20 protein-coding genes are annotated in these 20,128 nt (G+C 61.6%); 9 read left to right on the top strand and 11 right to left on the bottom strand.

Annotated features, from left to right (window positions below):
* Window positions 1-15: 15 nt before the first annotated feature.
* The 5 genes from DZK26_RS07380 to DZK26_RS07360 form a co-directional block, all read right to left on the bottom strand.
* Window positions 16-1,071: a 2-oxoacid:ferredoxin oxidoreductase subunit beta gene (locus DZK26_RS07380; protein WP_116898774.1), complete on the bottom strand. Its 1,056-nt coding sequence runs from the start codon at window positions 1,069-1,071 to the stop codon at window positions 16-18.
* Window positions 1,068-2,888, bottom strand: coding sequence for a 2-oxoacid:acceptor oxidoreductase subunit alpha (locus DZK26_RS07375; RefSeq protein WP_116898775.1), 1,821 nt, complete (start codon window positions 2,886-2,888; stop codon window positions 1,068-1,070). Before DZK26_RS07375 ends, DZK26_RS07380 begins: the two co-directional genes overlap by 4 nt.
* A gap of 4 nt (window positions 2,889-2,892) precedes the next feature.
* Entirely contained in the window at window positions 2,893-4,701 is a 1,809-nt protein-coding gene (locus tag DZK26_RS07370) for an FAD-dependent oxidoreductase (protein ID WP_116898825.1), read from the bottom strand.
* 89 nt (window positions 4,702-4,790) lie between these two features.
* On the bottom strand, window positions 4,791-5,018 hold the full coding sequence (locus DZK26_RS07365; protein WP_116898776.1) for a hypothetical protein: 228 nt from the start codon (window positions 5,016-5,018) through the stop codon (window positions 4,791-4,793).
* 135 nt (window positions 5,019-5,153) lie between these two features.
* A complete protein-coding gene (locus DZK26_RS07360; RefSeq protein WP_116898777.1) occupies window positions 5,154-6,047 on the bottom strand; it encodes a hypothetical protein in 894 nt (297 codons plus the stop codon).
* 222 nt (window positions 6,048-6,269) lie between these two features.
* Between DZK26_RS07360 and DZK26_RS07355 the strand changes: the two genes are divergently transcribed.
* From DZK26_RS07355 to DZK26_RS07345, 3 genes are read left to right on the top strand one after another with little or no spacing between them, the layout of a single operon-like run.
* Window positions 6,270-6,716, top strand: a complete 447-nt coding sequence (locus DZK26_RS07355) for an Hsp20/alpha crystallin family protein (protein WP_181918445.1) — start codon at window positions 6,270-6,272, stop codon at window positions 6,714-6,716.
* Between the two features lie 43 nt (window positions 6,717-6,759).
* The gene (locus tag DZK26_RS07350; protein ID WP_116898779.1) at window positions 6,760-6,960 is read left to right on the top strand and encodes a dodecin family protein; all 201 of its coding nucleotides are present in this window, start codon (window positions 6,760-6,762) and stop codon (window positions 6,958-6,960) included.
* Window positions 6,961-6,976: 16 nt separating this feature from the next.
* Window positions 6,977-7,411: a host attachment protein gene (locus DZK26_RS07345; protein ID WP_116898780.1), complete on the top strand. Its 435-nt coding sequence runs from the start codon at window positions 6,977-6,979 to the stop codon at window positions 7,409-7,411.
* Between the two features lie 14 nt (window positions 7,412-7,425).
* Here the strand turns inward: DZK26_RS07345 and DZK26_RS07340 are convergent, their stop codons facing one another.
* The gene (locus tag DZK26_RS07340) at window positions 7,426-7,854 is read right to left on the bottom strand and encodes a DUF3775 domain-containing protein (protein ID WP_116898781.1); all 429 of its coding nucleotides are present in this window, start codon (window positions 7,852-7,854) and stop codon (window positions 7,426-7,428) included.
* Window positions 7,855-8,119: 265 nt separating this feature from the next.
* Between DZK26_RS07340 and DZK26_RS07335 the strand changes: the two genes are divergently transcribed.
* From DZK26_RS07335 to DZK26_RS07320, 5 genes are all read left to right on the top strand, one after another.
* A complete protein-coding gene (locus DZK26_RS07335) occupies window positions 8,120-8,572 on the top strand; it encodes a glycine zipper 2TM domain-containing protein (protein WP_258918357.1) in 453 nt (150 codons plus the stop codon).
* Between the two features lie 128 nt (window positions 8,573-8,700).
* Window positions 8,701-10,860 (top strand): choice-of-anchor F family protein, encoded by a 2,160-nt coding sequence (locus DZK26_RS07330; protein WP_181918446.1) that lies wholly within the window; start codon window positions 8,701-8,703, stop codon window positions 10,858-10,860.
* A 62-nt stretch (window positions 10,861-10,922) separates the two neighbouring features.
* Window positions 10,923-11,213, top strand: coding sequence for a hypothetical protein (locus DZK26_RS14175; RefSeq protein ID WP_147306695.1), 291 nt, complete (start codon window positions 10,923-10,925; stop codon window positions 11,211-11,213).
* A 138-nt stretch (window positions 11,214-11,351) separates the two neighbouring features.
* Window positions 11,352-11,585: a hypothetical protein gene (locus DZK26_RS07325; protein WP_116898783.1), complete on the top strand. Its 234-nt coding sequence runs from the start codon at window positions 11,352-11,354 to the stop codon at window positions 11,583-11,585.
* Window positions 11,586-11,620: 35 nt separating this feature from the next.
* Window positions 11,621-12,355: a DUF72 domain-containing protein gene (locus DZK26_RS07320; RefSeq protein WP_116898784.1), complete on the top strand. Its 735-nt coding sequence runs from the start codon at window positions 11,621-11,623 to the stop codon at window positions 12,353-12,355.
* A gap of 37 nt (window positions 12,356-12,392) precedes the next feature.
* On the opposite strand, the gene DZK26_RS07315 is transcribed toward DZK26_RS07320, so the two are convergent.
* The gene (locus DZK26_RS07315) at window positions 12,393-15,122 is read right to left on the bottom strand and encodes an HAD-IC family P-type ATPase (RefSeq protein ID WP_116898785.1); all 2,730 of its coding nucleotides are present in this window, start codon (window positions 15,120-15,122) and stop codon (window positions 12,393-12,395) included.
* A gap of 144 nt (window positions 15,123-15,266) precedes the next feature.
* Here DZK26_RS07315 and DZK26_RS07310 point away from each other — a divergent pair, with 144 nt between their 5' ends.
* Complete coding sequence (locus tag DZK26_RS07310; RefSeq protein WP_116898786.1) at window positions 15,267-16,583, top strand: acetyl-CoA carboxylase biotin carboxylase subunit family protein; 1,317 nt, start codon at window positions 15,267-15,269, stop codon at window positions 16,581-16,583.
* 25 nt (window positions 16,584-16,608) lie between these two features.
* Here the strand turns inward: DZK26_RS07310 and DZK26_RS07305 are convergent, their stop codons facing one another.
* From DZK26_RS07305 to DZK26_RS07290, 4 genes are all read right to left on the bottom strand, one after another.
* Window positions 16,609-17,292: a Crp/Fnr family transcriptional regulator gene (locus tag DZK26_RS07305; RefSeq protein WP_116898787.1), complete on the bottom strand. Its 684-nt coding sequence runs from the start codon at window positions 17,290-17,292 to the stop codon at window positions 16,609-16,611.
* 120 nt (window positions 17,293-17,412) lie between these two features.
* Window positions 17,413-17,799: a response regulator transcription factor gene (locus tag DZK26_RS07300; protein ID WP_116898788.1), complete on the bottom strand. Its 387-nt coding sequence runs from the start codon at window positions 17,797-17,799 to the stop codon at window positions 17,413-17,415.
* A 110-nt stretch (window positions 17,800-17,909) separates the two neighbouring features.
* Entirely contained in the window at window positions 17,910-18,551 is a 642-nt protein-coding gene (locus DZK26_RS07295; protein WP_116898789.1) for a response regulator transcription factor, read from the bottom strand.
* A complete protein-coding gene (locus DZK26_RS07290; protein WP_116898790.1) occupies window positions 18,541-20,085 on the bottom strand; it encodes a PAS domain-containing protein in 1,545 nt (514 codons plus the stop codon). The genes DZK26_RS07295 and DZK26_RS07290 overlap by 11 nt, the downstream gene beginning before the upstream one ends.
* Window positions 20,086-20,128: the final 43 nt, after the last annotated feature.

Raw genomic sequence — 20,128 nt, 5'->3', positions numbered from 1 at the left:
CGCGGCTGCGATGCTTCAGCGCAGGCGATCCTGCAGTGATGTGAGCGCGTCGGAACCCGGGCATAGCTGCTCGTATTCCATGTCGCGCAGGGGTTGTTTCGCAGTCTTGGCGATGGTGTGGAAGTCGGGCTGGTCGGCGTCGCGATACAGGAGGCCGGTGACCACCTCCCCTCGCTCGCGGTGGTGTTCGAGGTACTGCAGTGCACCGGCGCGACTGCTCCAGTCATAGTCGGGCTCGAGCTTCTTGAACCGGATGGTCGAACCGTCATGCACGGTGACGTTGACGGCATCGCCCCAGTCGTACTCGGTCTCGATGGCCTCGGCCGGTTCCACCAGGTCGGCTTCGGTCACGGCTTCGTGGTGGGCGCGCGTGAAGGCATAGCTCTTGGTGGAGCCCTCGTGATCGTTGAAGGTCACGCAGGGGCTAATCACGTCGATGACGGCGCAGCCGGGATGGGACAGGCCGGCCTTGATCAGGGGGACCAGCTGCTTCTTGTCGCCGGAGAAGCTTCTGGCCGCGAAGCTGCCGCCGAGCGTGATGGCCGTGGCGACCGGGTCGATCGCCTGCTGCCGGCTCTCGACCCCGCGTTTGCTCTTGCTGCCGCAGTCGGCCGAGGCCGAGAACTGGCCCTTGGTGAGGCCGTAGACGCCGTTGTTCTCGATGAGATAGAGAACGTTGATATTGCGACGAACGGCATGGGCGAACTGCCCCATTCCGATCGACAGCGAATCGCCGTCGCCGGATATGCCGACCGCGATGAGATCCCTGTGGGCGGCCAGCGCTCCGGTGGCGATCGAGGGCATGCGCCCGTGCACGGAGTTGAATCCGTGCGCGCCGCCGAGAAAATAGGCCGGCGTTTTCGATGAACAGCCGATACCCGAAAGCTTGATGACCTGCTCGGGCCGGATGGCCATCTCCCAGAAGGCCTGCACCAGCGCGGCGGTGACCGAATCGTGGCCGCAGCCGGCGCACAGCGTCGACATGACGCCTTCGTAGTCGCGGATGGTCAGGCCGAGCGGATTGCGCTGCTGGCCGGCCCAGTCGACTTTGGGTTTGGTGATCCAGGTCATGCCGCCGCCTCTCTGCGTACGTGTTCGCGAATGCGTTCGGTCACGGCGTCCGATGGAATGGGCATTCCGTTGTAGTGGAGTATGGAGACCAGCTTGCGGCGTTCGACTTCCGTCTCGAGCAGCAACAGCGAGCGCATCTGGGCATCACGGTTCTGCTCGACCACGAATACCGTTTCGTGGTCGTCGAGAAAGCGCTGCACTTCCTCGCCGAACGGAAAGGCGCGCAGCCTGAGATAGTCGGCATGAATGCCGTCCGCGGCGAGCCGGTCGAGCGCCTCGCCGACTGCACCGTGTGACGAGCCGAATGCGACGATGCCGATGCCGGTCGGACGGTCGGCCTCGGTCAGCTTTGCGGCCGGCACCAGTTCGCGCGCCGTCTGCCACTTGCATAGCAGGCGATCGACCACGTCCTGGTACTCCTCGGCGTCTTCGGTATAACCGCCGTACCGGTTGTGGCCGGAGCCGCGCACGAAATAGGCACCCTTGGGATCGGAACCGGGCAGCGTGCGATAGGCGATGCCGTCGCCGTCGATATCGGCAAAGCGATGAAAGACGTCCAGCTTCTCGAGCGCCTCGGCGTCGAGCACCTTGCCCCGATCGGGCCGATAGCCGTCGTCCCAGGTCAGTTCGGGCACCATCCAGTCGTTCATGCCGATATCGAGATCGGAAAGCACGAACACCGGGGTCTGCAGGCGCTCGGCCAGATCGAAGGCGGTGACGGACAGTTCGAAGCATTCGGCCGGGTCGGACGGGATCAGCAGCGGGTGGCGGGTATCGCCGTGCGAGGCATAGGCGGCCGCGATCAGGTCGCACTGCTGGGTGCGGGTGGGCATGCCGGTGGACGGGCCGACCCGCTGGATATCGAAGAACACCGCCGGAATCTCGGTGTAGTAGGCAAATCCCAGGAACTCGCCCATCAGGGAGATGCCGGGCCCCGACGTCGGGGTGAAGGCGCGTGCCCCGGCCCAGTTCGCGCCGATGACCATGCCGGCAGCGGCCAGTTCGTCTTCGGCCTGCACGATGCAGTAGCGGTTCTCGCCCGTTTCGGGATCGCGGCGAAACTTGCCGCAGAATCGCTCGAAGGCGTCCATCAGTGAAGTCGACGGGGTGATCGGGTACCAGGCACCGACGGTGGCGCCGGCGTAGACGCAGCCCAGCGCGGCCGCCTGGTTGCCGTCGATGAGCACATGGCCCCTGCTGGCGTCCATGCGCTCGGCACGCACCGGCAAGGGGCAGTCGAAGTGCTTGCGGGCATGATCGAAGCCCAGTTCGATGGCTTCCATGTTGGAGTCGATCAAGCCGGGCTTGGCACTGAAGGTGTCCTCGACCAGGCCCCGGACGATGCCCAGGTCGATATCCATCAATCCGCAGAGCGCCCCGACATAGGCGATGTTCTTCATCAGGATGCGTACCCGCGGCTTGTCGAATCGCTCGTTGACCATCTCGGCCAGCGGTATGCCGATGATCTCGATGTCGTCGCGTTCGAGCTGGGCATCCCTGGGCCAGGTGGCATCGTAGATCAGGTAGCCGCCGGGACTGACTTCGGCCAGGTCCTGCGCATAGGTCTGGGCATTCATCGCCACCATCACGTCCACCCGGCCGGTCCGGGCGTTGTAGCCGTCGCGGCTGGCGCGAATTTCGTACCACGTCGGCAGGCCCTGGATGTTGGAAGGGAACAGGTTCTTTCCGGTGACCGGAATGCCCATCCTGAACAGGGCCTTCATCAACAGCGTATTGGCGCTGGCCGATCCGGTACCGTTGACGGTCGCGATCTTGATTACGAAGTCGTTGACACGGTTCGTTTCCGGGGAGGTCATGGAGTCAGGTTCCGGTCCGGCGCTTCTGGCATGGCGTGACATCGTGATCGGCGGCATACGGGATGTCGAGCAGGGACTTCTGCATGTCCCAGGCGGCGGTCGGGCAGCGCTCCGCGCACAGGCCGCAATGCACGCAGACGTTTTCGTCCTTGACCATGATGCGGCCGGTCTGCCTGAGCTCGCCGGAGGCGAACAGCGGCTGTTCGGTGTTGTCGGCCGGCGCGGTCAGGTTCTGTCGGAGTTCATCCTCCGCGGCGTTGTCGGTAATCGTCAGGCAGCGTGTCGGGCAGATGTCGACGCAGGCGTCGCACTCGATGCACAGCTCGTCGGTAAAGACGGTCTGGATATCGCAGTTGAGGCAGCGCTCGACCTCGCAGGCGGTCTGCTCGGCGGTGAATCCGAGTTCGACCTCGGTATCGAGTTCGCGGAATCGCTCGGTCAGCGGAACGTGCTCCATCTGCCGGCGCGCGGCCGGTTCGAAATAGTTGGAGTAGCTCCATTCGTGAATGCCCATCTTGCGCGAACCCAGGTTGACGGTGCGCGGTAGTCGGTCGGTCACCGGTTTGTCGTGAACATGGTTGTGAATGGATATGGCGGCCTGGTGGCCGTGCTCGACGGCCCAGATGATGTTCTCGGGGCCGAAGGCGGCATCGCCGCCGAAGAAGACGCCGGGCAAGGTGGACTGGTAGGTCGTGCGGTCAACCACCGGCTCGTCCCATTCGTTGAACTCGATGCCGATGTCGCGTTCGATCCAGGGGAACGCAGTCTCCTGCCCGATGGCCAGGATGACGTCGTCGGCCGGCAGGAACGTCTCCTCGATCACTCGGCTGTCGGTGATCCGGCCGTCTTCGATGTCGTATTCCATGATGTCGAACATCATGCCCTTGAGCCGGCCGTCCTCGACCACGAAGGACTTCGGCGAGTGGTTGATGACGATTTCCACCTGCTCTTCCTCGGCGTCTTCGAGCTCCCAGTCGGAGGCCTTGAAGAACGTGCGCGGCTTGCGCGCCATCACCTTCACGTCTTCGGCGCCGAGCCTCAGGCTCGTTCGGCAACAGTCCATGGCGGTATTGCCCACGCCGATGATCAGGACCCGCTTGCCGATGCGTTTCGTGTGCCCGAAGGCCACCGATTCCAGCCAGTCGATGCCGATGTGAATACTGGCGTCGCCCTCGCTGCGTCCGGGCAGGTCCAGCTCCTTGCCCTTGGGGGCGCCGGAACCGACGAACACGGCATCGTAGCCTTCGTCCAGAAGCGCGCGCATGCTCTCGACCGGGCTGTTGAGCCGCAGGTCCACGCCCATGTCGGTGATGTAGTCGATCTCCTCGTCGAGGACTTCGGCCGGTAATCGGAAGGCCGGGATGTTCGAGCGCATCAGGCCGCCGGGCACGTCCAGTGCCTCGAACACCGTGCACTCGTAGCCCAGCGGCATCAGGTCGTTGCATACCGTCAGACTGGCGCAGCCGGCGCCGACCAGCGCGATGCGTTTGCCGTTCTTGCGCTCGGGAACGAGCGGCAGTCGGGCTTCGATGTCCGACTTGTGATCGGCTGCGACCCGCTTGAGCCGACAGATGGCCACCGGCTTTTCATCGACCCGGGTGCGGCGGCAGGCAGGCTCGCAGGGACGATCGCAGACCCGGCCGAGAATGCCGGGAAAGACATTGGACTCCCGATTCACCATGTAGGCGTCGGTAAATCGCCCCTGGGCGATCAGGCGGATGTATTCGGGGACATCGGTATGTGCGGGGCAGGCCCACTGGCAGTCGACAACCCGATGGAAGTACTCCGTGTTGCGCGTATCGGTCGGCTTCACGTGAAGGAACTCCTTCGGGTCGCCCTCGTGGGCCAAGCATACATAAAATCGCCCGAGCGGACCAGAGACGGCGACATTCCGGCGTGGCCTCAGCCGCCGCCTTCCTGTTCCTCCAGGTCACGCTTGTGCTTGTCGGCCGCATCCTGAAGCTGGTCTTCGACGTTGCGAGCCTTGTCGAGCGGGCGCTGGTAGACGCCCCCGCCCTCTTCCCGCGATTCGGAGTCGTTCGCCTCCACCCGGTCGGGCGCGGTGCCGTCGCTGCACGCGCAAGCCAGAAGCAAACCGAGGGCGGCCACTAGAGCGGTCTTGTTGATCATGGCGGTACCGGTGTGTCTGAAAGAAGGCTTCTTCTCCGTTATCGGCAAGCGTACCGCAATTCCTCTTGCCCGCACAGGCGTTCCGATGCTCGAGCGCCCGCCATACTTAATGACGGGCGCCAATATCGCCGACCCTCAGGGTGTGACGCGTTCGACCTCTCCGTTGACGGTACCGGCAACGATCAGCTCAACCCGGCTGTCGATGCGAAGGTTGCCGGTCACGACGGCGTCGCTGCCGATTTCAACCGTGGGCATCGCTTCGTCATAGTCGGCGTCGAGCACGAGCACAATGTCGCCATCGACTTCGCTGCCATCGAGAACGCGGATATCGCCGGCCTCGGGCCAGGTCTTGCTACCCCCCAGACCGAAAAAGCTGCCGCCGCTGCCCGCGTCATTCTTCTTGATCTCGATGACCAGATCACCGCCCGAGCGACTGCCTGCCTCGAGCAGGATGTCACCGGTCAGGGTCTGGATGCCCTCTTCTGCCGTGGCACCGCTGAGTTTGACGCGACCGTTGCGCGTGGCGATGCGTCCGGTAACCCGGCTGCCCTTCTCGAGCGAGATGCCGCCATTGCGCGTCTCGGCCGTCCCTTCAACGACAGCTTCGGAAGCGACGTTGATGCCGCCGTTTCTGGAGAGCAGCTTTCCGGTTCGGGCCCGGGAGCCGACCACGATGCTGCCGTTGCGCGTCTCCAGTGCGTCGGCGGTTGTGCCGTCACCCAGCTTGATCTGTCCGTTGCGGGACTCGACACGGCCGTATTGGCCGTTCTCGCCCAGGACGATGGACCCGTTGCGCGAATAGACATCGCTCGCGGTAACCGACTTGCCGGTTGTAATGTGGCCGTTGCGGCTGTCCAGGGAGCCCTCGATGACTGCTTCATCGCCAACCCGAATGGCGCCATTGCGGGTCTCGAGGTTGCCCTCGTGCGTAGCACCGGGGGGAATGGAAATGCTTTCATTGGACGCTGCCAGTGAAGATGTGGCCATAAGGATGGCCGCGACCGTAATGAATGTTCTGTGGATGGACATGGGACTGCCTCTTTTGAATGATCAGTACGCCTGTATTCAAGCACAGGCTGGGCCCGGAATACACGTGCCAGAGGTCATGTCCCGGTAAGTGGTACAGCGATCGTTCCCGCTCGTTTGACCTGTATCAATGCGTCATGGCCCGACTCGGCGTATCGTGAGAATTGCCGGCTCCAATCAATGCTGGCTCCAATCAATGCTGGCTCCAATCAAGGAGGCTTGATTATGGCACTTCCCCGCAAACGCACACGCAGCAACCAACCCACCACGGGCAACGCCCTTCGACACTTGATGTCCCTGGCCGACTGGCCGTTCGAGGAACTTCCCGATGAAGCTTTCTTCGGCGAGGCCTGGGCCCCGGCCGTTGATCTCAAGGAAAACAAGAAGGGTTATGTCGTCCAGGCCGATATCCCCGGTGTCGATCCCAATGATATCGACGTCACTCTGGAGAAAGGTGTTCTGACGATCCGGGGCAACCGCAAGGAAGAGCACCGCGACGAAGGTGACGATTTTCACCGCGTCGAGCGCTTCTCCGGAAGTTTTTCCCGCCAGTTCTCGCTGCCCGATGCCGACGAAGACGGCGTCGAAGCCAGGATGAAGGACGGCGTACTGGAAATCCACGTTCCCAAGTCCGAGAAAGCGGCGGCCCGCAAGATCGAAATCAAGGGCTGACGCAATCATTAAAGGACACCACTCGCACCGAGGAGATAGATCCATGAGTGTCGCAAAGGTCGTAGAAATTACATCCGACTCCAACGAAAGTTTCGAGGACGCCATTCGCCGTGGTATCGAGCGCGCCGAGAAGTCGCTGAAGAACGTGCGCGGCGCCTGGATCGCGGAGCAGAAGGTTATGGTCGAAGACGGCAATATCATCCGCTACAGGGTGAACATGCGCGTCAGCTTCGTTCTCGAATAGCGCGAGTGCACCGCTGATGAGCGATTGTTGGGTCGTCGTTGCAGACAGTTCGCGCGTGCGGTTATTCCGCAAGGGTTCGGGACAGGCACTCGAGGAATTCGATGTGATGCTCAATCCGGACTCGCGCCTGCGTGAACAGGATCTCGTGACGGATGGGCCCGGCCGGGGCTTGAATCGTTCCCGCGCCGGACGTTTTGCGATGTCCGAGTCGGAAAGCCAGCGCGAGCATTCCGAGAAGGCGATGGCGGCGGAGCTGGCCGGGCGACTACGTCAGGCTCGCCTCGACGGCAGCCTGGACCGGCTGCACGTGCTGGCTGCCCCGCACTTCCTGGGTGAACTTCGCAACCACCTGGACGACGAAACCCGCGAACTCATTCGCAGCGAGACCGACAAGAACGTTTCGAGGCTGGATCCCGCGGCCATTCGCGACCAGTTGCCCGAGTACCTGTAAGGGCAGCTGGTCGCTCACTCGCAGTGATGGCCCAGCATCTCGAGCCCTTCGTTGAGGTGGTCGGCTAGCAGCGGATGCGCCAGCAGGTAATCGGCCGTGTACTCGGTCCACTGCGCGTCGGCCTCCGCAGCCGCGTCGCTCCATTCGACCAGGTCGTAATCACCGCGTCCGACCCACAGCAGCGTGACAAGCTGCACCTGCTGGCCACGATCCAGATCGGCGATGATATTGCGAAATTCGCCGACGATGGGATCTTCACCGTGCTGCTCCAGCGCATTGAATACCAGGTCGTCGGTCAGGCTGTCTGGCTCATCCTCGACCACGACCGAATCCTGAGCGTGAAAATCACGCGCGAGCTGAATGAGCTGGCACACGTCATCGGGATTGACCCGGAGCGTCGGTGTCGTCTCGTTCCTGTCGGCGGATTGTTTCCTGCCGTCCATGACAGACTCCTCCTCGCATCGATGCGTTGTTGCACAACAATTCCATAATAATCGCTTCCCACTCGAGCCGATTTGACCTCGATCACTGAACCGGAACCTTCTTCGCGCGACAAGCCGCGATATCGCCAGCCTGGCCCGTCATGAAAGTCAACGGTGTCGGGGACAGTGTCAGGAAATTGCGCTTTTGTTGATTTATGTCACGAGCCTGAAGTCGAGTGAGACCTAATATGGGTGTTTACCCATCATTTTAAGAGGGTCCAAAACAGTGAAGACCATCTTGTCAGTCTTCGTGCTGACGCTGATATTGACACTTCCGGGTTGCGCCACCGGCCCCAAGGAAGAAGTGGGCATGGTCATCGGAGGGGTGCTCGGCGGGGTCCTCGGCAGCCAGGTCGGCAGTGGTCGCGGCCGGACCACGGCCACCGTCATCGGCGCCCTCGCCGGCAGTGCTATCGGCGGCTCCATCGGCCGCGAAATGGACGAACTCGACCGCATGAAGATGTCTGCTACGCTGGAGACCACCCGCACCGGTGTGGCCACCACCTGGACCAATCCCGATACCGGCTACGACTACCGCATGGAGCCCACCCGAACCTACGAGTCGGCCGAGGGCCCCTGTCGCGAATACGTCCTGGACGCCGAAATCGGCGGCCGGACCGAGCAGGTCTATGGAACCGCCTGCCGCCAGGCCGACGGGAGTTGGCGGATTGTTGATTAGGGCAAGAGTCGCAAAATCACATCAAGGAGAAATTTTAGGTGACTGAAAGTCGAATCGCATTTTCTGGAAAAAACGCCACCTCGTATACGCCACCCGGGATGCGGGGTCGAACCTGGACCAGCAAAGTCTTGGTCGGTCTTCTGACCTGGCTGGTGGCTTGCGGCGTATCGGCCCAGGAACCCGAACCCGAAACTTACGTCGACGTACCGGTTCCTCGGCTCACCGAGTGGAACAACGTCAATGCACGAACCGTCATCGAGGACACCGCATCGACGACCGCCATCTTCCGCCATACGCGACAGGCCGAGGAAGTGCTGGGCCGGACCTACATTTATCCGGACCAGGCCACCAAGGACGCGGATCCCGATGGCACTGGCGCGGGCAGCGTGGCATTCATCGGCTGGGCGCTGGATGACGGCAGCGGTCGCCCGCCAGGGATCCAGGCGGTCACCGACGATTACGAGTTTCCCGTGGCCAACTGCATCATGGCCTCGGGCGAGCGGATCGACGAGGAGTTCGGTGAACTCGTTCCCAAGACCTGTAGCGATCCCCAGGGCAGCTCCAAGCGCTACTTCCTGGAAGTGACCCAGGCCGATGTGCCGATCGACCTGGTCTTCGACACCGGCATGAAGGATATTCGCTACAAGGGCGTCAAGGACCCCGAAGACGACGGTGGCGCAGCACTGGAAGCGTTCCGTGAGGAATACGGCATCGGCCGCATCTACCGGGTCATCCAGAAATTCATTAACAATACCGACGAGCGCATCGTAAGCCTTCGCGTGGAACTCGGCACCGGTGTCGGTGACGATTTCGTGCCGCTTTCCTTCGAGGAAGATGGCGTCGCCTTCGAGATGCGCCCCCTGGTACCGCGCGAGTTTTTCGAGGGTGAAACCGGCGCCCCGGATCGGGAAGTTTGGCAGGAGAATCGATACGCCACATTTGCACCCAAGCTGTTCGACGACGGCCTGCGGCCGCGATTCGATCCCGGCTTCTTCAGCGATGCAGCTGCCGGCATCTTCCCGCCGCAGGATGTGGAGGGCCCCGAAAAGAGCCAGTACATCGAAAGTGGCTACCAAGTGACAGACGGTCGTATCGGCGCCATAACCCTCAACTACTTCGACATGCCCAACCAGCAGGCGGCCGGTGCAGGACTGACTGGCAACCTGTTCGGCTACATGATGCCCGACCTGCTGGTACCCACGGTAATCGCCTTGCACGAAGACGGCGATCCGGAAACCGAGTCGGATGCCGTGGTCGCCTGGTGGGATGGCAGCGACTGGCGCTATGGCCAGGCCGGTGATCCGGATACCGGTGCCGACCCGTGGTCCGTGGTGCCTCTGGATGAGCTCGAACAGTGGGCATCATTTCTGCTGGGGCAAAACATCCCGGACTCCGATCCGGGACGCTTCGAAAGTCTCCTCAGCGACGATCTCAGCGGCGCCAACATGGACACCTACATTTATATCGGCGAAGAGATTGTCGACGAAACGACGGGGATGCCGCGCTACGACAGTCTCACCCTGCGCTTGATTCCGACATCCGTCAGTAGCCTGGGACTGGGCGACATCGCCGGCAGCGAGGATCCGGAATGGACACTGCCCGGCAACGAGCCGCCGACGCTGGAAAGCTACATGCCGGCAACGGGTGAACCGGTGGCCATCAACGATATCGCCGTCACCGATTTCGAGCAGCCGGTAACCATCAATATTCTGGCCAATGACCTGCTGGACGGCGCGCTGATCGATCCCGACCCCGCGGTATCAACGGTCGTGATCACCTCCCAGCCGGCCAATGGAACGGCCACGCTGGATGGCACCGACAATACCGTGGATTTCGTGCCGGATGCTGGTTTCGAGGGTGACAACACGTTCAACTACACCGTCGAGATCGACGGCGTGGTCTCCAACGAGGCGACGGTCAAGGTAACGGTCAATCCCGAGCCGGTGCCGAATGCGCCGGTGGCCGAGAACGATTTTGCCGAGACCTTCCGGGAGATTCCGGCCACCATCGATGTGCTCGCCAACGATACCTTCCAGGACGGACCGATTCCCGTAGACCTCTCGACCATCACGATCGTTGATCAGCCCCTTTCGGGTACGGCCTCGGTCGAGAACGATGCCATCGTCTACACGCCGGACGAAGGATTCCTGGGCTTCGAGCGCTTCACCTATCGGGTGACCACCGACGGCAACGATTCGAACCTGGCCCTGATCACCGTGCGCGTGGATGAATGGCCGGCAGACTTCGACTTCATCTTCAGCGATCGTTTCGAAGCCGTAATCGAATGATCAGGCAAGGTCTCCCGCCCCGCGCGGGCGGGAGACCGCCCTGCTCTGGTCTTGCCGGAGTCATGACCGTGCATGTCCGTTTCGTGGTGCTTGCTTGCTGGCTTTTAGTGCCCGCTCAGCTTGTTCATGCCAACTCCTACGGCGTCATCAACACCACTCTACGACCCGGCGATTCGGGCAATGGTTGTGCAAGCTGTCACGGTGCCTTACCCGGCGTGGTCGACGTGCAAGTCCAGGGTGACAGCGGCGTGCTTCCGGGAGCGAGCGCACGTTACTCGGTCATCATCGACAACATCAGCAATGCGTCGGCCCGGGGCGGCTTTACCGCTGCCGTCACGGAGCAAGGTTCCTGAACTGGATGTCTACTCCGCCGGCAGCAGCCAAGCCGTCTGGATCGAACTGATCCATGCCGATCGCTTCGAGGACGCACCTTGACGGGGCAAGATATCTGTAGTTCTATCGGGTGAAAACCCAACACTGGGAGGATCGACATGGGAATCTGTGCAACCTGTGGCAACGACTACGAAAACACGATACTGGTCGTCAAGGATGGCAAGGAATACGAGTTCGACTGTTTCGAGTGTGCCGTCCAGGAGTTGGCCCCGGTGTGCGGCCAGTGCGGCGTCCGAGTGATCGGACATGGTGTGGAGCACGAAGGCAACATCTTTTGCGGTGCTCATTGCGCCCATCGGGCGGGCATCACGGTGTTGGTGGACCACGGCTGATCGACATTCCCTTCCGGACGACTGTGAACTGAACCATGTCGACCGGCCGTTTTATTCTGGGCACCTCGGGCTGGGACTACGGGCACTGGTCGGGGGTCTTCTATCCGGACGGCCTGCCCCGCCGGGAATGGTTCGACTTTTACGCCGGGCAGTTCCAGACGGTGGAAATCAACAATACCTTCTATCGCCTGCCCGGGGAAGCCACCTTCGACAGTTGGCGCGACAAGGCGCCTGCAGGCTTTGCCTATACGCTCAAGTTCAGCCGCTACGGCAGCCACATCAAGCGCCTGCGCGATCCGGCCGACACCATCAGCGTCTTCATGGCGCGTGCCGAACGCCTGGGCAGCCATCTTGGAGCGATTCTGGTGCAACTGCCGCCACATTGGCGGGCCAATCCCCAGCGCCTGGATCGATTCCTCGCTGCGACACCCCGTCACCGGCGCTGGGCTGTCGAGTTCCGGGATGCCGACTGGCTGCGGCCCGAGATCTTCGAGGTGCTCGAACGCCACGGAGCTGCCCTGTGCATTCATGACCTGCTGCCCGACCATCCATGGGAACTGACGGCCAACTGGGCCTATCTGCGTTTCCATGGAGCGACCGGGAACGGCGATTTTTCGCCGCAGTTCCTCAGCGCCCGGGCCGATCGCATCGCCAGGCTGCTGCGAGCGGGTCGCGATGTGTATTGCTACTTCAACAACGATTCAGAAGGCTTCGCGCCAAAGAACGCCATGGCCCTCGGGCGTTATGTCCGGCATCGCCTGGAAGGCTGAGCGAATCGCTGCCCCTGTGCAAGGGAAGCGGTTGCTTCTAGGATTCATGCGCACTGCGTTTGCGGATGGCCTTGTAAGCCTCGACCACGACGATAACGGACAGCGTAATCAGGAGGAGGACGCTCCAGGTCTCGAGCGAGACGGGTTGCGTGCCGAGAACGTCGCTCAGGCCCGGAATATACATGGATGCGATGTGTACGCCCTGTGCGAGCACGACCGTGATGATGAGCAACCAGTTTCCGGAAAGGGGAACCTTGAACGCGGAGCGCTCCTCGGAGCGGCAGTTGAAGATATGGATGTTTTCAAATAGCACCATGAGAAGAAGGATGATATTGCGCGCTTCATCCGTCCCCATGCCGACGTGCTGGATCAAGTAGTAGAAGACGCCGTAGCTAACCACGCCGATCCATGCGCCGGACAGAAGCACCTGTTCCATCATGCGCCGGTTGAAGATGGGTTCGTCCGGCCGGCGTGGACGGCGCTTGAGGACGCCCGGCTCGCCCCGCTCGAATGCGAGGGCGACATCCTGTATGCCGTTCGTCACCAGGTTCAGCCAGAGCAGCTGCGCCGCGAAGAGCGGTAGTGGCAATCCGCTGGCCAGTGCGAGCGCAAACAAGGTCAGCTCTGCCACGCTCGTGCTGATCAGCAGCCACACCACCTTTCGCACGTTGTCGTAGGCGATCCGGCCTTGCTCGATGCCCTTGACGATGGAGGCGAAGTTGTCGTCACCGAGAATCAGTTGTGCGGTGCGGCGGGCCACATCCGTGCCGCCCTTGCCCATGGCCACACTGATATGCGCGGCGTTCAGGGCGGGGGCGTCGTTGACGCCGTCGCCGGTGACCGCCACGAACGCGCCGCGATCCTGCAGGTACTCGACGAGACGCGTCTTCTGATGCGGTTCGATGCGGGCAAAAACATGGCTCCGGTCGATCGTGTCGGAAGCCTTGCCGTGTTCCTTTTCGGAGCGTTCCTCGCCCACAGCTTCGATCAGCTCCGGCCCGGTGACCGATTCCTCGTCCTCCTTCGCGATGCCAAGCTTGCGCCCGATTGCGATGGCGGTATCGGGATGATCGCCGGTGACCATGCGGACGTCCACGCCTGCATCGTGGCAAGCGTCGACCGCATCCGGCACTTCGGGGCGCAGCGGATCGATCAACCCGACGAGGGCCTGGAACTCGAGATTCTCGAGAGCGGACTCCTCGCCCTCTTTCGCCGCGTTCTCGTCTTTGACCGGGCCACCCGCGACGGCCAGGACGCGGTAACCCTCGGCTGCCAGCTTTTGCGCTTCCCGGTGGATGGCGTCGCGCTGGTCTTCGGCGCACATCTCGGCAATCGTTTCGGCGGCGCCCTTGACGTGGGCGTGGATCTCGTCGCCGCGGCGGTTGAAGGAGGCGGCGAATTTGCGCTCTGAACTATAGGGAATCTCGCCGACTTGCTCGCGCCCGTCCTCCTCGATCAGGGATTCCCGCCGGATATCCAGTTTTCGACCGGCGATGAGAAAAGCCACATCCAGGGTGTCGCCCTGCGTCTCGAGCGAGCCGTCCTCGCCCTTTTCGATTTCCGCTTCGTTGGCGAGCACGGCCGAGCCGATTGCCTCCGCGATGCGTTCTCCGGACTTGTCCGGGGGCGGTTCGTCGGAATCGCCCTTGCGGAGTTCCCCCTCGGTTTCGAGGCCCTCGCCGGTGAGGTCGAAGACACCCTCGTCGAGGAGAGCGAAACATTTCACGGTCAGGCGGTTTTCCGTCAGGGTGCCGGTTTTGTCGCTGCAAATCTCGGTGCAAGAGCCCAGCCCCTCGACCGCCGGCAACTGGCGGATGATGACCTGTTGCCGGGCCATGCGGTAGGAAGCGACCGAGAGTGCGACCGTAACCGCGACGGGCAGTCCGGCCGGGATCGCGGAGACCGCGAGCGCAACGGCAAGCAGGAAGGTCTCCCCCCAACTGCTGCCGGCCGCGATCTGGGCCGCTCCGAGCGCAAGGACTGCCACGACGATGAAGACCGCGATCAGGCGCGTGAGCCGGCGCATCCGCTGAACCAGCGGCGGGTCCTCCGACTCCTCGGTGAGGGAGCGCGCAATCTGCCCGACCTCCGTCCGCCCGCCGGTGGCGCACACGACACCGCGCCCGCGCCCGCTGGTGACGGTAGTGCCCGCATAGAGCATGTTGTCGCGGTCGCCGAGCGGGGTGTCTTCCGCCAGCTCCGTTTCGCTGTCCTTGTCGACCTGTTCCGACTCGCCCGTCAGCAGGGACTCGTCCACACGCAGTTCGTCTTCGTCCGCCAGTCGAATGTCGGCGGGCACGGCGTCACCGGATGTGACCGCCACGATATCGCCCGGAACCAATTCCTCGGCATTGATTTGGCGCTTCTTGCCCGCCCGGATCACCCGGGCCGTCTTCTGGATCACACCTTGCAGGGACTGGGCGCTGATCTGCGCCTTGTACTCCTGGATAGTGCCCAAAGTCGCGTTGAAGGCGAGCACCGCGAAAATGAAGATCGCATCGCTCCAATGCTGAATCGCGAGCGAGACCGCGCCGGCGAACAGCAGCACGTAGATGAGCGGATCGCGGAACTGCTTGAGAAACACGATCAGGACACTGTCCAGCTTTTTCTCGGGCAGCTTGTTGGGGCCGAACTTTTCCTGCCGTTCGGCAACCTGGTCTTGGGTCAGCCCCTCACGATCGCCGTCGAGCCGGTCGAGGCAATCCTCGTATCCGAGGGCATGCCAGGCCTCGTTCTTGTTGCCTTCCCGCTTGGTGTTTGCCGCCATCGGCTGGTCCCCGTTCAGGAAAAATTTCGCCACTGCGGCGCCGATCGGACATCAGAGGTTCACCGCCTTACCACTCTGACATAATGTGATCTGTGGAGCTCGAATAGTTGCACTTTAACCCGACCCACCCGGAGGGTGTCATCAATGAAAAATGTGTTCGTCATGGGGATGGATCCCTTCAATCAGGAGCTGCTCGAAACCATTTCCGATTCCCGGGATGGCGACGAGAAATACCGTTTTCACTGCCTGTTCGATTACTCGGAAATCGTCGAACCCGAGGACGGTGAATACCCCTCCCTGGACGATCTGCGCAAGCGGGCCAAAAGCCGGTTTGCCGAAGTCGAAGGCGGCCCTGACGCTGTCATGGGGTACTGGGATTTTCCCACCAGCGGGTTTGTTCCGGTCATTGCCCACGATGCCGGTTTGCCGGCACAACCGCTGGAATCGGTAGGGCGTTGCGAACACAAGTACTGGTCGCGCCTGGAGCAGAAGGCCGTTCTGCCGGACATGGTTCCGAATTTTCAGGCCTTGAATCCATTCGCCGATGATCCGGTCGCGGATATACGCATTAACTATCCATTCTGGCTCAAGCCGATCAAGTCGCATTCCTCATTCCTGGGTTACTACATCAAAACCCCGGACGACCTTCGCTCGCACCTGCCGGAAATTCGAGACAACATCGGCATATTCGGCCGTCCCTTCAATGAGTTCCTGAGCCTGCTCGAGATGCCCGAGGAGGTCGAGGCGGTCGACGGCTATCATTGCATTGCCGAGGAAATCATATCGAGCGGAACCCAGGCCACTGTGGAGGGCTATTGCTGGAACGGCGAAATCCAGATCTTCGGTGTCATCGATTCGATCAGGGCCGGCCGTCATCATTCCAGTTTCTCGCGCTATCAATATCCGTCGAAACTGCCACCCGAAGTGCAGGAGCGCATGATCGGAGCAGCACGCCAGGTCATGCGCCAGTTCGACTACGACCAGGGCACCTTCAATATCGAGTTTTTCTGGAACAAGGCTGACAACAGCATGAAATTGCTGGAAATCAATTCCAGGATCTCCAAGTCGCATTCGCCGCTATTCCTGCTGGTGGACGGGGCGACCAATCAAAAGGTGGTTCTGGACCTGGCGCTCGGTCGCGAACCGGAGTTTCCGCATCGCCGGGGCGACTACAGCCTGTCGGGCAAGTTCATGATGCGCGTATTCAAGGACGATATCAGTGACGGCGTGATCAAGCGCGTGCCCGACAAGGACGACATGGAACGGGTGAAGCAGGCGTTTCCCCATACCTATATTCACCTGTTGGCTGAAGAAGGCATGCGCCTGAGCGACCTGAACTTCCAGGACAGTTACAGTTACGAGATTGCCGTGGTATTTGTGGGCGCACACTCCCAGAAGGAACTTCTTGACCACTTCGATGAGATCGAAAAGCTCTTGCCTTTCGAGTTCGACGAGGATTGAAGCCTGTGGAGCAAGGCTGGCCCGTTTACTCGCCGGCGGCGGCGACCAGGGCTTCGTTGTCGATGATGTGAATCTCGCGGTTGTCGACCGAAAGGATGCCACGCTCCTGGAACCGGCTGAATGTCCGCGACAGGGTTTCGGGTGCCAGGCCCAGAAAACAAGCCAGGTCGCGACGGTTGAAGGGAAGCATCAGGTCGTAATAGCTTCGGCCCCGTTCGCCTTCCTCGCGTGAAAAATCGAGGAGAAATTCGGCCAGTCGCCGTTCGGCCGGGTGGCGGTCCATGTACAGCAACCGGCTGAACCGCTGCAATTCGCGGTACATGCCCTCCAGGACGCTCATGTAGCCGGCGGTGCCCGCGTCCCCGACCTCACCCCGACCCAGATCGACGAGTTCGAGACTGGCGATCTCCAGCGCCACGACGCTGCAACTGGCGGGGCGGCCGATCAGGATATCGAATCCCAGCACATCGCCCGGACCATGCATGCCCAGGATCTGCTCCTCTCCATCTCGATGAACGCGATAACTCTTGAGGTGACCACTACGGACGATAAAAGCGTCGCTTTGTGCGTCGCCCGCCTCGAACAAATGGTCCCCGGTCTGGAGAATCCGGCGCGGGGCGATCCCGTTCCGGAAACGTCCAGGCCAAGTCGCCGGTCGTGCCGAGGCTGCTTTTGCCTTCCCCCCCAAAGCCCGTAGACTCTGATCCATCTGTGCTCCCTCCCGGGGATTGCCCGGATGGTGCCAACCGAATGCCTGCACCCGTCATGAACTGGGTGCTTCCGGGTCAATTTAACGGATCAGGGGAAACCTACAAATAAGGGAACCCCCTTATGCGGGGATCAGTGATTCCTCGACCGCGTTCAGCCAGTCTCTGGGAGAAAAGGGCTTGGCGAGTATGCGTCTGGCGCCGGCTTGCGCGGCGCGGCGGGCGAGATCACCATCTGGCCAGGCCGTCAGAACCACCGCGGGAGGATGTTTTCCGGACGAACTGAGCGTCTCAAGGAGCTCCGCGCCGTTCATGCCCGGCATCTGAAGATCAAGAACGAGGCATTCCGGCCGCCCTTCCCCCGAAAAAGAGGTGGCCAGGTAATCCTGTGCGCTGGCATAGCCTCTGACACGCCAGCCGCGCGCCTCACCCAGCAGCGTCAGACTGCTTCGCACGGCTTCGTCATCATCCACGACATGGATCAAGGGCTGTACCCGCCAAGTGTTCATGTTCGTTTCCCGGGTGGTTACACCAACCAGCAGGAATGGCAGTCAATTGGAGCATAATGCACGGAACAGCTTCATGATGCTGGTCAACGATTTCTTATTTTATTTCACTTTTATGAATCGGGCGCGCTGCTTTCGAATGCCGGTTTCATTCGCGCCAGGTCGGCGGCCGTGCGCAAAGCCAGCTTCTTCATGGCGCGGCCGCGGTGAATTTCGACGGTCCGTTCGCTGATGCCCAGCTCCAGCCCGATCGCCTTGTTTGTCAGCCCCGAAGATGCCAGCTGCGCCACTTCGAACTCGCGCACGGTCAGCCGGGAAATCCTCTCCTTCTCGCTATTGCTGGCTTCCAGGTCGAGCATTCGGCGCTTGTGCTCGGCCACGCCCTTTTCAATCCGGTCCAAAAGGATTCCGGGCTTAAGCTGGTTCTTCTGCAGGAAATCCACCGCGCCGGTCTTCAGGGCATTGACTGCTGCGGGCACGTCACCGTGGCCGGTCAGGAAGACGATCGGGATACTCCAGTCCGCATCCGCCAATCTCTTCTGTACCTCGGTGCCCTTCATCCCGGGCATTTCAAGATCCAGCAACAAGCAGGCCGGACCGTCCGGCGGTCCGCAATCGAGCAAGTCCTCGCCGCTGCGATGGCAACGCGTATCGAATCCGGCTGTATCGAGCAGTAGCGACAGCGATTCCCGCACCGGCCCGTCGTCGTCGACGATCACGACGGTACCCTTTTCACCTCGCGCTTCAGTTGCCATACTCGTCACTCAGGGGAACGGTAAAAATGAACACTGCGCCCCCTTCCCGACTGTTGACGGCCTCGAGCTCACCGCCGTGACGATCGACGATCGAGCGGCAGATCGACAGCCCCTGCCCCAGCCCCTCGGCTTTGGTGGTGTAGAAGGGATGAAAAAGCTGCGGGATGGCTGCCTCGTCCAGCCCCTTACCCGAGTCCGTAACCTCGATGCGACATCGATCGCCTTCGGGAAGCCGCCGGCTGCGGATGACGATCCGGCGATCGCCGTCGACATCGCGCAGCGCATCGATGGCGTTGCGGATCAGGTTGAACAGCACCTGCTCGATCTGGACGCGATTGACACGAACGTTTTCGATGGCGGGATCGATGTCGGTCTCCACTTCCACTTGCGCGCCACACAGTTCCGATTCCAGCAACAGCAACACGTGGTCCACCAGGGCCGCGGGATCGCAGTCGTCGCGGGAGTCTTCCAGATCTTTGCGCAGGAAATTTCGCAGCTGTTCGATGATCTGACGGGCGCGCTGACCCTGGGCGGCGATCTTCTCCAGGACCGGTTTGAGCGACTCTGTCGCTTCCGGATGATTCTCGAGCCTCATCAGCGAGGCCTCAGCGCTGGCTGCAATGGCGGTCAGCGGCTGGCTGATTTCATGCGCCAGGCCGGTGGCGATTTCGCTCATGGCCGAAAGGCGGGTGGTATGCGCCAGTTCGAGCAGATGTGACTGGGCCTCCCGCCTGGCCCGGTCGCGTTCCTCGCGCAAGCGCTGCTGATCGGTCAGATCAACCGTCACGATATAGAAGCCGTCGATGCGGCCGTTTTCTTCAAAGTTGGGAATATAGCTGCCGTGGATAAAGCGCGGGGGACCGTGCAGGTAGGTGATTTTCCCGTGATAGATCGAGCGCTTGCCGGCCAGGGCATTACTGAAATGAGGCCGCAATGTTTCGAAGGCTGCCTCGCCGATGATCGAGACCAGATGCTCACCGAGCAATTTTTCGGGTTTCAGGCCGAACCATTGCCGGTATCCGTCGTTGGCAAATCGAATGCAGAAGTCAGGGTCGACGTGCGCAATCAGCAGGGGCAGCGAGTCGAGCAGGTAGTGCCTTTCGTGCTCCCAGTGCCACTGCGCCCTCAGCGCGCGCTCGCGGTCGGTTACGTCGATCCCCGTGCCGACGTAACCGAGCGGGGGGCCCACTTTATCCCGCAGCGAGACATTACGCCACTGGATGAGCCGTTTGTCGCCTTTTATCGTGAGCCAGTGATTGATGTGGACATTGCTTGCCTCGCTTTCGCAGAGCCGGCCATGCACGTCCTTCACATCCGGAAGCTCATCTTCCGGAATCAGGCATGACCAGATGGGTTTTCCCAGCACATCAGCGGCCCGAAATCCGGTCAATTCTTCGCAGGCCCGATTGAACAGCTCGATCCGTCCCCTCTCGTCGAGCATGACGACGAGCAGGCCGGAAACATCAAGTAATGCGTCCAGCAAATGCGGTTTGTAGGTCTGCTCGATCTGTTTGTTGTCGGTCTGCCGGTCCATTCAACACGCCTTGCAGCCACTCTCCATGTGACCCCCATCACAT

Origin of the sequence: Wenzhouxiangella sp. 15190 (assembly GCF_003417465.1) — a bacterium.
GTDB lineage: Bacteria > Pseudomonadota > Gammaproteobacteria > Xanthomonadales > Wenzhouxiangellaceae > Wenzhouxiangella.
Note: the sequence above shows the minus strand (reverse complement) of the source record. Positions and strands in the feature narration are given on the sequence as shown.